Below are 12616 nucleotides of genomic sequence, written 5' to 3' on the forward strand. Positions count from 1 at the left end.
TTTACAACCACTATTTACTGATAACAAGAAAAAATGCTGTCGCAAAACGTTATAAAAAACGTTAATGCGACAGCACCTTTCTTTTTTATTTTTCAGTTTTATCGCATTCACTGCAGTATCCGTAGAATTTAAGATCGTGATCTTTTATTCTAAATCCGTATTCCTCTTCTATTTCTTTTTCTATATTATCAAGAAGATCGTCCTTTACCTCTAATATCTTTCCACATTTTTTGCATATAAGATGATGGTGATTATGACCTGTTTCATCATCAAGTTTTAGTTCATATCTTATACATCCGTCGTCAAGATTAAGTTTAGATATTGCATCTACCTCATCCAGAATCCGCACTGTTCTGTATACTGTAGCAAGCCCTATTTCAGGACAAGACTCTCTTACTTTATCATATATTTCTTCACTGCTAAGATGATAGTGGTTATTTTCAAGAAGTACCTCTATTATTGCTCTTCTCTGAGGTGTTATTTTAAATCCTGTCCGTTTAAGTTTTTCTTTTAATATATCCATTTTTTTATCCATTATTACCCCAACCTTTTTCAATTGAAAATTTAGTATATAATAAAATATTATATCATAATCTTCTCAATGTCAATAGATATCGAGTTTCAATAGATAATTTTATTTTTCATTTTCCTGATAAAAAATAAGAGATGGTCATCTGATAATGATTCCCATCTCTATACTTTCTAGAAATTATTAATAGTTAAGACCTTCTTCTTCCATTATAGCTTCATATACAGCTACAACTGTTTCATATTCATCGTCATCTTCAAGAGGTACAAGCATTTCTCCCTGAGCATCCTCTTCTATTCTGTATATATATGCCTCTTCTTCATCATTGTCCTCTACAGGCATTAATATCGCATATTCTTTACCTTCAGCTTCTAATGTAAGTATTATCTCAAACTCTATTTCATTTCCATTTTCATCGATAAGTTTTACTATATTCTCATCTACAGTGTTTATATTATTCTCCATAATATCACTCCTTGTTGTATTTTTATTATATATTTGTTAGCTATATTATATAATAGCCAAACTTCTTATACAATATTTTTTACTTTATTTTAAAATCAAGATATCCCTGAAGAATTATAACAGCTGCAAGCATATCTATAACCTTTTTTCGCTTCTGTCTGCTCACATCAGCTTCAAGAAGAGATCTTTCAGCAGCTACAGTTGTAAGTCTCTCATCCCAGAACTCTATTTCAAGTCCTGTTTCTTCTTTTATAAGCTCACAGAATTTCTGAACTCTTTCTCCCTGAGGTCCTATAGTTCCATTCATATTTTTAGGCAGCCCTGAGACAATTTTATCTACCTGTTTTTCCGTTATGATATTCTTTATTTCCTCTATATCATTTTTTTTGCTTGTTCTTTTTATTGTCTTTACACCCTGAGCTGTCATTCCCATAAGATCACTTACTGCAACTCCTATGGTTTTATCTCCTATATCAAGCCCCATTATTCTACCTTTAAGCATTTTTGCTCTCCTTTTCAAACAACATATTTATAGTTATAACCATTATTGGTATAAGTATGTATATCGATGCAGTAGAGGCTGCAACTATTCCTGAGTCATTTACAAAAAGAGTTACTATACATCCAACCATAGATGCTACAAATCCTTTAAAGATAAACGGATATTTATGAGCTATTATCTTAAAGTGTTTTGTTGGTTTGAATATAAGCGCTGCTATTATAGCTATACCCACAAGAAGTATATTCACCCACACACTTGTCTGAGCAAGCTGAACGTTCATCTGTATTTTTCTTGTAAATGTAAGTACTATTTCACTAGGTCCATTAAGCATTATCTGCTGTACAAAAAGTCCAAGATGTGACGGACTTCCTGATGAAAGGTCAAAATATGCAAATACACAAACCACAGCAGCTGCTGCTACACCTAGAACTATAACTTTTTTCCAGTCTATTCTTATGTTGAATATAAGCATTACGAACAGAAGATACGCTATTGATTCTGATATAGCTCCTCCAACATTTGCCCCCATTGCAGGGTGTGCACTGGTTATAAGGATTACAAGTGAAAGAACTGCAACTGCCCACTTAGGTATTCGCTTGTAGTTTAAAAGTGCGGCAAATGCAAATACAGCACTTCCTATTGTAACTCCTTCATATTCATTTCCTATACCGTAGTATCTCGCACCTACCATTGCATCATAACTCATGATATTGTTTTTCATAAGATATGTTCCAAATACAGAGTCTATTGCAATAACTGCTATTGTTACGGCTGCTACTGCACCCATTTGTGCAATATCATCGTCTTTAAATGCAAATCTTGAAATAGCATATATAACAAGAGCAACTGCTATTACTCCAATAGACATTCCAACAGGAGTGTTAAGTCCCAGCAGCGGTGCCAGAAGGAATGAAAGCGGCATTATTATGCCCAGTTTTATAAGCTCTTTTAAAAGTTTGAAAAGACCGTCTCTGTATTTTTCAGGTATTCTCTTAGACATAAGAACTGCTATAAGCCCTATTACCCAAGAGGCTGATACTACCCCTACAAATCCGTTTACAACGCCTGCTCTTATCAGAGCTGCTGATGTTATTTTAGAGTATTCAGATGTAAGGTATTCGACATTATTGTCCATATTTACCTCTGAAAGACTTCTTCCAAGCATCATTTCATTTGATAGCCCGAATTCATTCAGTATATCGACACCTATATCTATATTCGCAACTATACCATCTCTTCTTGTAGTTGCAGATGTAAGAACTCCTTTTGAAGTTCCCTCTCCACCGAATTTTATTACCGGAGATAATCTTTTTTTGTTTATGTAATCAAGATTGCTTGGAAATGCACTCACTATATAGATAGTGTCATTTTCACCAGCCATATTAAATACATGTTCAAGGTATCCATTTATTCTGCTGTATACCTTTGCTCTCATCTTCGCATAACTATCTTCATTAAGATTAGGCTTATATTCATCTAATCTGTATGTATCCCCAAGATCTACGAAAAGAGCATCATTTTCCTTATAAAGCTTGTCTGTTTCTTTTTTAAGCTTTGCATAATCTGTAGATACACCATAAGGCATAGAAAGATCTTCTTTATTTATATCATCTACATTTCCTGCATCTACCCTACCGTAATTATCCATTGCAAGAAATCCTATAGCTCTATTTTTTAGACTGATTTCGCCATCTTCAGAATAAAGATCCGCATTTCCAAGAACTGCAGTAGTCAGATTATTTTCATTCATAACCTGTCCAAGCATACCCAGAGTTGATTCAAATTCTCCCTTTTCAATGTTCTCATTCACAGAAACATTTATCTCTGTGTTTATAATCGCTTCGGCTTTTTTACCTGTTGCAGATTCGAATATTTTCTTTTCTCTGTCATCAGGATTCACAAATGATGCACTTATTTTTTCATCAACTTCTCCTACAGTAGCTCTTCCTGTAGCTCCCATACTGGCAAGTCCTCGTTCTGCATCATTTCCCTGGTCTCCTTTTATATTCATAAGACCAATATATCCTTCTTTCTGTATTCTGTCTTCAATAGCATTTATTGAAAGCATATTTTCAAGCCCTGTACTGCTCATGTTGATAAAAATTACCTTACCTTTTTCATCTGCTGATACAGGTCCAAATGCCGATACAGAAAATATCATTATCGCCGCAAGCAGTGATACTATCCTTTTGAGCATTTATTCTACCTACCTTCTTTCAAGATATTCTGTTATAACTTCTTCAAGGATCTCATCTCTTTCAAACTGTCTTATTATTTCCCTTGCATTGTTATAACTTGTTATATAACTTGAATCTCCAGAAAGGAGATAACCTATAATCTGATTTACAGGGTTATATCCTTTCTTTTTAAGTGATTCATAAACTATCATTATCGCTTCTTCAACTGTCATTCTGTCCTGTTGGACACCTTCAAATTTCATAGTATAATCCATATTATCTTTTCTCAATTCAAAGACCTCCTTTTAATTTAAGAGATTACTTCACCTGAGATGCTATAACCTCTCCAGCATGATTTAATGCCTCATCAGCCTTTGAAACATCAGGAGCTCCTGCCTGTGCCATATTAGGTCTTCCTCCACCTTTTCCGCCGGCAATCTGAGCAACTTCTCTTACGATGTTACCTGCATGAACACCTTTTTTGATTACATCATCTGTAGCTGTAGCAACAAAGTTTATCTTTCCATCTGCAACATTTGCAAGGACAACCACACCAGAACCCATTTTATCTCTTAAAGTATCTGCTGTTTCTCTAAGTGTATTCATATCAGTATTTTCGTATTTTCCAGTTATCAGGCTAACCCCATTTACATCAACTTTTGAATCAAGTATTGAGTCTGCAGCCTGAAGGCTCATCTGAGTTTTTAATTCATGCAGCTCTTTTTCAAGAGTTTTGTTTTCTTCAAGTACATTCTCTATTCTCTGCATTAGATTATCTTCTTTTGCTTTTATTGTAGCACATACTTTATCTATTGTGTTATCTCTATTGTTAAGATATTCATATACAGCTTTTCCTGTTATGGCTTCTATTCTTCTTACTCCAGATGCAACTCCACCTTCAGATATTATCTTGAACATTCCTGCCTGTGCAGTATTTGAAAGATGAGCTCCTCCACAAAGTTCCATAGAGAATTCTCCCATTGTTACAACTCTTACTTCATTTCCGTATTTTTCACCGAATAATGCAGCTGCTCCTTTTGCTTTTGCTTCTTCTATATTCATTGTTTCCGCAGTTATATCTGCTGCTGCAAATATAGCGTTGTTTACCATTTCCTCTATCTTTTTAAGTTCATCTTTTGTAACAGCTTCAAAATGAGTAAAGTCAAATCTTAATCTTTCAGAAGTTACAAGTGATCCAGCCTGATTTACATGCTCTCCAAGCACATTTTTAAGCGCTCTGTGAAGAAGATGAGTAGCTGTATGGTTTCTTGAACATGCCATTCTCTTCTCTTTGTCAACTTCTGCATATACTTTATCTCCAGGTTTAACTTCACCTTTTTCAACTTTACATATATGTTTTATAGAGTTGTTAGGACCTTTCTTTGTATCTGATACTGATATTTCAAAGTTTTCTCCTTTAAGAAGACCACAGTCTCCAGACTGTCCTCCACCCTCAGGATAGAATGTCGTTTTGTCTAATACTACTACAATTTCGTCTCCTTCGCAAGCTTTTTCCATTATTTCGCTTCCTGAAGATATAGCCTTGATCTCAGCTTCAACTGAAAGGTTTGTATATCCTATAAACTCTGTTTCTATTCCTTCCTCTTTTGTAAGAGGGTCTTCTTTCCAGCTTTCACCGTCCATGTTTCCTCTTGCAGCTCTTGCTCTTTCTTTCTGCTGTTCCATTTCATTTTCAAACTCATTTTCATCTACAGAAAGACCTTCTTCAGAAAGTATTTCTACAGTAAGGTCAAATGGGAATCCATATGTATCGTAAAGTTTGAATGCAACATCTCCAGAAAGCTGTTTCTTACCTTCTTTTTTAAGCTCTTCTACATAAGAAGAAAGCATGTCCATTCCCTGATCTATTGTTTCGTTGAATTTTTCTTCTTCTATTCTTATAACTTTCTTTATGTAATCCTGTTTTTCAACAAGCTCAGGATAAGCCTCTCCACTTACTCTTACTACTTCATCTACAAGATTGTAAAGGAAAGTGTCTTTTACTCCAAGAAGTTTTCCATGTCTTGCAGCTCTTCTAAGAAGTCTTCTAAGTACATATCCTCTTCCTTCATTTGAAGGTATAACACCATCTGCTATCATAAATGATACGGCTCTTATGTGGTCTGTTATTATTCTTATAGATTTATCTGCTGCTTTGTCTTTTCCATATTCAGAACCAGTTGCTTCTGTAACTTTTTCAAGAACTGAGTGTATAGTGTCTATTTCGAATATATTGTCAACACCCTGCATTATACATGCTATTCTTTCAAGACCCATTCCTGTATCTATATTTTTATTTTCAAGCTCTGTATAGCTTCCATCTTCCTCTTTTGAGAACTGAGTGAATACGTGGTTCCAGAACTCAAGGAATCTATCACAATCACATCCTGGTTTACAGTCAGGACTTCCGCATCCGTATTCCTCTCCTCTGTCAAAATATATCTCTGAACAAGGTCCGCATGGTCCAAGACCTATTTCCCAGAAGTTGTCATCTTTTCCAAGTCTTACTATTCTTTCTTCAGGGAATCCCATTTCTTTTGACCATATATCATATGCTTCATCGTCATTTTCATATACTGTAACCCATATTTTATCTGCTGGTATGTGAAGCCACTCTGTAGCAAATTCCCATCCCCAAGCAAGTGACTCTCTTTTGAAATAATCTCCAAATGAGAAGTTTCCAAGCATTTCAAAGAAAGTAGCGTGTCTTGCTGTTATACCTACATTCTCTATATCACCTGTTCTTATACATTTCTGGCAAGTAGCCATTCTTGTACTAGGTGGAACTTCTACACCTGAAAAATAGTTTTTAAGAGGAGCCATACCTGCATTTATAAGCAGAAGACTCTTGTCGTTGTGAGGAACAAGTGAATAACTTCCTACAACATAGTGTTCCTTAGTTTTGAAGAATTCAAGAAATTTACTTCTTATTTCGTTTAATCCCATTTTCTGCATAATCGTATCCTCCATAATTATTTCTTATACTTCAGTAAAATAAAAAAACCCGCTCCCTATATAAATATAGGGGCGAGTATTATTCGCGGTACCACCCTAATTTACAGCATATGCTGCATCTCCGGTAAACCTTAGCTATAACGTAGCTACCGTAAACTCCTACTTGGTTTCAGAGTTTCTGCTCCAAGACTGCTTCAGCTTCCTATTCTAAGGGATTCACAGCAACACCCTCTCTCTTTGAGAAATCGAAAAGCCTACTCCTTCTCTTCGCTGCATTTTACTTTATATTACCTATAATACTAGATTTTGTATGTATTTTCAAGATTATTTTATATTATGCTCTATTTCTACAGAATCTCCTGTATTATACCTCCGCCTACAAGTGTTCTTCCGTCGTACATTACAAGAGACTGTCCTTTTGTTATTGCTCTTTGCGGCTCGTCAAATACAACTCTTATACTATTATCGTCTATTTTATATACTGTAGCCTCTGAAGGTTTTGCTGCATATCTTATTTTTGCCATTACTCTTATCGGCTCTTTCATATCTGCAAAATCAAATGGTATAAAGTTTACATCATCAGCTATAAGCTCGCTTCTGAAAAGATCGCTATTATCCCCAAGAATTATACTATTGTCCTTTGCATTTATATCTATTACAAACATAGGTTTTCCAAAAGTTACACCCAGACCTTTTCTCTGCCCTATAGTGTAATTTATTATACCTTTGTGATGACCTATAACCTTACCTTCTGCATCCTTGAAATCACCCTGTTTTATTTTCTTTCTCGAATGTCTTGTAAGATATCCTATATAATCATCGTCTTTTATGAAACATATTTCCTGACTGTCCTTTTTATTGTGGACATCAAGTCCGATTTCCTTTGCTATAGCTCTTACATCTTCTTTTTCATATTCACCTATAGGAAGAAGTATTCTCGACAGCTGTTCCTGTTTTATATTATATAGATTATAAGTCTGATCTTTTTTATCAGAATCTCCTTTTCTAAGGAGATATCTTCCTGTATTTTCATCTTTTTCTATTTTTGCATAGTGACCTGTAGCTACATAATCACATCCAAATTCTTTTGCCTTATCAAAAAACATACCGAATTTTATATATTTATTACACACAACACATGGATTTGGAGTTCTACCCTTCATATACTCAGATATAAAGTTATTTATTACTCTTTCTTTGAACTCTTTCTGAAGATCTATTACATGGAAAGGAATTCCCAGTTTTTCAGCTACATTTCTCGCATCTCTTATAGAGTTTTCTGTTATTTCCTTTTCTTCAGGGGTTTCATCAGAGGAAAGTCTCATTGTAACCCCTACAACGTCATATCCTTTTTTCTTTAAAAGATAAGCTGCGACGGAACTATCCACTCCGCCGCTCATGCCTATCATTACTCTGTTATTCAATGTCATTTTTATTCTTCCTCATGCCCATGGTCGTGAGCATCGTCTATTTCATATCCATCAAGTTCAGGTATGTGTATGTTGTGTTTTTCAGCATAATCTATAAGAGCTGCCTTTACTGCCTGCTCAGCAAGTACAGAACAGTGCATTTTTACCGGTGGAAGACCGTCAAGTGCCTCTGCAACCGCTTTGTTTGTAAGCTGAAGTGCTTCGTGTATGCTTTTTCCTTTTATCATTTCTGTAGCCATAGAAGAACTTGCTATTGCACTTCCACAACCGAAAGTCTTGAATTTTACGTCTTTTATTATATCGTCTTCTATATCAAGATATATTTTCATTATATCTCCACATTTTGCGTTTCCTACTTCTCCTACTCCACTGGCATTTTCTATTGATCCCATATTTCTTGGATTCATAAAATGCTCCATTACTTTATCGCTGTATTCCATAATATTTACCTCCGTATCTTTAACTGTTATATATTTTTCTGAAATTATCCTTGCTTTTATATTAAATAATTATTTATTCATTGCCGCCTCGTATAGCGGAGACATACTTCTAAGTCTTTCTATTATTCCTGGAAGAGTTTCTATTATATACTCTATATCCTCATCTGTAGTAAAATCCCCTACTGTAAGTCTAAGTGATCCATGAGCTATCTCATGAGGAAGACCTATCGAAAGAAGTACATGTGATGGATCAAGAGATCCTGATGTACAGGCTGATCCACTTGATGCTGATATTCCAAAGTGGTTAAGAAGCAGAAGTATTCCCTCTCCCTCTATAAATTCAAATGAGAAGTTTACATTTCCAGGTAATCTGTCTTCAAGACTTCCATTTATTTTTGTATAAGGTACTTTTTCAAGTATTCCCTCTATCAGTCTGTTTCTCTTTCTTGTAAGCTCTGATATATGATTTTCAAGGTTCTCTTTTGCAAGTTCAGCGGCCTTACCATATCCCACTATTGCAGGTATATTTTCAGTACCGGCTCTTCTTCTTTTTTCCTGAGCTCCACCGTGTACAAGATTATCTATTTTTACACCTTTTCTTATATAAAGTGCTCCTATACCCTTAGGCCCGTATATTTTGTGAGAAGACATACTCATCATATCTATTCCCATCGCTTTTACATCTATAGGTATATTCCCTGCAGCCTGTACAGCATCTGTGTGGAATAGTATCTTGTTTTCTTTTGCAACTTTTGCTATTTCTTCAATAGGTTCTATTGTTCCTATTTCATTATTTGCAAACATTATTGTTATAAGTATTGTATTGTCTTTTATGGCTTTTCTTACGTCTTCTGGATTTACTTTTCCATCCTCGTCTACATCAAGGTATGTAACTTCAAATCCGAAATTTTTCTCAAGATATTCACATGTATGAAGTACCGCGTGATGTTCTATTTTTGATGTTATTATATGATTTCCTTTACCTTTTCTCTGAAGCTCAAAAGCAGCTCCTTTTATAGCCCAGTTGTCACTTTCAGAACCACCTGCTGTGAAAAATACCTCTGCAGGTTCTGCATTTATAAGTGATGCAACCCTTTCTCTAGCCTTTTCAAGAGCAGCCTTTGCTTCATGACCATAATCATAAAAGCTAGATGCATTTCCAAATCCTTCACTGAAATAAGGAAGCATCTCATCTACTACCTCTTTTTTTACTGGAGTAGTTGCCGAATAATCCATATATATTCTTTTCTTTTCCATAGGTTTTACCTCCGATTATCGTTTATATTAATTTAGTTTATTTCCTTCCAGTCATCCACCATATCCTGAAGATATGTAGTATCTATTACCTCATCTATGGCAGACTTCATTCTTTTCCACACAAATCGTGTGGCGCATTTTGAAGTGTTATCACATTTTCCACTATCAGAAAGACACTCAGAAATTGTTATAGGCCCCTCAAGAACTCTGAGTATATCTCCTACAGATATTTCCTCCGGATGTTTTGCTAAAACATACCCTCCCTGAGCACCTCTTATACTTTTTACAAGACCAGATTTTTTCAGTTTTGAAAATATCTGTTCAAGGTACCGCTCAGATATATTCTGTCTTTCAGATATATGTTTTATGGATACAGGTCCATTATCATAATTGAGTGCAAGCTCCAGCATTGCTTTAAGACCGTATCGTCCTTTTGTAGAAAGCTTCATTTTTACACCCTCTTTTAATTCCTACCTTTTTACTATGGTTTAATGATATTATATCCTACTATTTTTGTCAACATTAATTTGAACTTATGTCCATATTATTTTTTCTATATATATGACTTAGTTTATAGTTATCTTTTTAATATTTTAATACTGTTTGATTTTTTCTTTAAGATATAAAAAAACGGACACACAAGTATCCGTTTAAACTGTTATTTATTTTTATTTTTTCCTTTTACTGCCATCCAATAATTATTATACGCATTTTCATTTTTATTTATTCCCGGATTGTAATATTTCTTTCCTTTTAATCCAGAAGGCATATATTCCTGTTTCACCCAGCTGTTTTCATAGTTGTGAGGATATTTATAATCAACTCCTCTTCCAAGACAAGCTGCTCCACTGTAATGAGCATCTTTTAAGTGATCCGGTATATCCCCCGTATCTATTTTATCAAGGTCTGACAGAGCACTATCTATTGCCATAATAGCCGAATTGGACTTTGGACACTGCGCCAGATATATTGTAGCCTGTGCAAGCGGAATTCTCGCTTCCGGAAATCCAAGCTGAAGAGCAGATGCAACACACGAATACGTTATAGATACTGCATTCGGTACCGCAAGCCCTACATCCTCTGATGCAACACATAAAAGCCTTCTGCAGATATTCTGGATATCTCCGGCTTTTACAAGCCTTGCCAGATAGTGTATTGAAGCGTCCGGATCAGAACCTCTCAACGATTTATGAAATGCTGATAATATGGAATATCCATCGTCCCCGCCTCTATCATATCCAAGCGGCCTTTCAGAAAGTCCTTTTTCAGCATTTTCTATGGTTATACTTACTTTATTTTCCGAGATATCAGTTCCCATGCTTATCAGAAGCTCAAGTCTGTTGAGTGCATTTCTCATGTCTCCATCACTGGTATCTGCTATATATTCAAGAACTCTCGGTTCCGTATATATATCATTATATATTTTCTGTTTTTTTAATTTATCTATACTTTTTTCAAGCCCTGATATTATATCTTTTCTATCTATTTTTCTGAATTCAAATACAGTACTTCTACTCAATATAGCCTTGTATATAACAAAATAGGGATTATCAGCTGTACTTGCTATAAGTGTTACAGAGCCATTTTCTATAACTTCCAGCAGAGACTGCTGTTGTTTTCTGTTCAGTGCCTGTATTTCATCAAGCATAAGAAGTATACCATTATATGAAAAAAGATCCCCCTGTGCAGAATCAATTACTTCTTTAATTTCTTTTACCCCACAGTTTACCGCATTAAGTTTTACATATTTTTTCCCTGTTGCATTTGCTATTATATTTGCAAGTGTAGTTTTTCCGGTTCCTGGAGGCCCATAAAATATCATGTTAGGTATATTTCCACTTTCAAGAAGTTTGTTCATTACCTTCCCTTTTCCGATTATGTGAGACTGACCTACCATATCATCTATTTTTTCAGGTCTCATTCTATCTGCAAGTGGCTGCATATTATCAGCTCCTTTACGTATTAAAAAGGACACCTTGCGATGTCCTTTGAATTATATTTTATTTTTATCTGTTTTCTTTTGTTTTCGCAAGTTCTTCAAGAAGCTTGTCGTTAAGTATTCTTATATGAGTTCCCTTCATTCCAAGAGATCTTGATTCTATCACACCAGCACTTTCAAATTTTCTAAGTGCGTTTACTATTACTGATCTTGTTATACCAACTCTGTCTGCTATCTTACTTGCAACAAGAAGCCCCTCTTTACCATCAAGCTCGGCAAATATATGCTCAACTGCCTCAAGCTCTGAATATGAAAGAGTTCCTATAGCCATCTGAACAACAGCTTTCTTTCTCATTTCCTCTTCAAGTTCCTCACTTACAGCTCTTAGTATTTCAAGGCCAACAACTGTAGCAGAGTATTCAGCTACTACAAGATCTTCATCTGTATACTCATCATTGTATCTTGTTATTATAAGAGTTCCAAGTCTTTCTCCACTTCCGTGTATAGGAACTACAACAGTTTTTTTGTCAAGTCTGTCATGTTCAAACGGGAATATTTTCAGCATTTCTTCCCCTGTTATGTTTTCTTTTGTATCATTTATCTTTAAAAGATTTTTTGTATATTCTTCAGGGAATCTCTTCTGCTTTGTAAGCTCGTCTTCTATAACTGAGCTGTCTTCTTCATCATGAAGATGAAGTCCTAAAACCTTACCTTTTGCACTGACAATATAAGTATTAGAAGTCAGTACCTCTCCAAGAACACCTGCAAGAACATTGAAAGAAACACTGCTTCCACCGCTTGTCTGAAGTGTCTTGTTTATTTTTCTGGTTTTCTGTAATAATTCGCTTACCATAAAATCATCTCCTTGTATGCCTATGCATTATTTTATAGTCTAATATTTTTTATTTAAGTACACTTTTAT

The 12616-nt window shown here is 35.0% G+C and carries 12 protein-coding genes and 1 other annotated feature; all 12 genes read right to left on the reverse strand.

The features are described 5' to 3' along the window. Nucleotides 1-85: 85 nt before the first annotated feature. The 12 genes from EXD82_RS05255 to codY all read right to left on the reverse strand — a co-directional run bounded on the left by EXD82_RS05255 (nt 86) and on the right by codY (nt 12547). Nucleotides 86-535, reverse strand: coding sequence for a Fur family transcriptional regulator (locus EXD82_RS05255; protein WP_142535873.1), 450 nt, complete (start codon nt 533-535; stop codon nt 86-88). Between the two features lie 177 nt (nt 536-712). Further along, entirely contained in the window at nt 713-994 is a 282-nt protein-coding gene (locus tag EXD82_RS05260) for a DUF1292 domain-containing protein (RefSeq protein ID WP_142535874.1), read from the reverse strand. Between the two features lie 79 nt (nt 995-1073). Beyond that, nucleotides 1074-1496, reverse strand: coding sequence for a Holliday junction resolvase RuvX (gene ruvX / locus EXD82_RS05265; protein ID WP_142535875.1), 423 nt, complete (start codon nt 1494-1496; stop codon nt 1074-1076). Continuing rightward, a complete protein-coding gene (locus tag EXD82_RS05270) occupies nt 1489-3693 on the reverse strand; it encodes a hypothetical protein (protein ID WP_142535876.1) in 2205 nt (734 codons plus the stop codon). The genes ruvX and EXD82_RS05270 overlap by 8 nt, the downstream gene beginning before the upstream one ends. Nucleotides 3694-3702: 9 nt before the next feature. After that, entirely contained in the window at nt 3703-3948 is a 246-nt protein-coding gene (locus EXD82_RS05275; RefSeq protein WP_142535971.1) for an IreB family regulatory phosphoprotein, read from the reverse strand. 43 nt (nt 3949-3991) lie between these two features. Next, nucleotides 3992-6628, reverse strand: coding sequence for an alanine--tRNA ligase (alaS, locus tag EXD82_RS05280; protein ID WP_142535877.1), 2637 nt, complete (start codon nt 6626-6628; stop codon nt 3992-3994). 65 nt (nt 6629-6693) lie between these two features. Next, nucleotides 6694-6908 (reverse strand) — a binding site (T-box leader). A 67-nt stretch (nt 6909-6975) separates the two neighbouring features. Continuing rightward, nucleotides 6976-8058, reverse strand: a complete 1083-nt coding sequence (mnmA, locus tag EXD82_RS05285; RefSeq protein ID WP_142535878.1) for a tRNA 2-thiouridine(34) synthase MnmA — start codon at nt 8056-8058, stop codon at nt 6976-6978. A gap of 2 nt (nt 8059-8060) precedes the next feature. Beyond that, nucleotides 8061-8498, reverse strand: a complete 438-nt coding sequence (gene nifU / locus EXD82_RS05290; protein ID WP_142535879.1) for a Fe-S cluster assembly scaffold protein NifU — start codon at nt 8496-8498, stop codon at nt 8061-8063. A gap of 69 nt (nt 8499-8567) precedes the next feature. Continuing rightward, nucleotides 8568-9755 (reverse strand): cysteine desulfurase NifS, encoded by a 1188-nt coding sequence (gene nifS / locus EXD82_RS05295; protein ID WP_142535880.1) that lies wholly within the window; start codon nt 9753-9755, stop codon nt 8568-8570. A 32-nt stretch (nt 9756-9787) separates the two neighbouring features. Next, nucleotides 9788-10204 (reverse strand): RrF2 family transcriptional regulator, encoded by a 417-nt coding sequence (locus EXD82_RS05300; protein WP_142535881.1) that lies wholly within the window; start codon nt 10202-10204, stop codon nt 9788-9790. Between the two features lie 209 nt (nt 10205-10413). After that, nucleotides 10414-11697, reverse strand: coding sequence for a replication-associated recombination protein A (locus EXD82_RS05305; protein WP_142535882.1), 1284 nt, complete (start codon nt 11695-11697; stop codon nt 10414-10416). A 64-nt stretch (nt 11698-11761) separates the two neighbouring features. After that, the gene (gene codY / locus EXD82_RS05310; RefSeq protein ID WP_142535883.1) at nt 11762-12547 is read right to left on the reverse strand and encodes a GTP-sensing pleiotropic transcriptional regulator CodY; all 786 of its coding nucleotides are present in this window, start codon (nt 12545-12547) and stop codon (nt 11762-11764) included. Between the last annotated feature and the right edge of the window lie 69 nt (nt 12548-12616).

This window comes from Peptacetobacter hominis, assembly GCF_006861675.1.
Taxonomy (GTDB): domain Bacteria; phylum Bacillota; class Clostridia; order Peptostreptococcales; family Peptostreptococcaceae; genus Peptacetobacter; species Peptacetobacter hominis.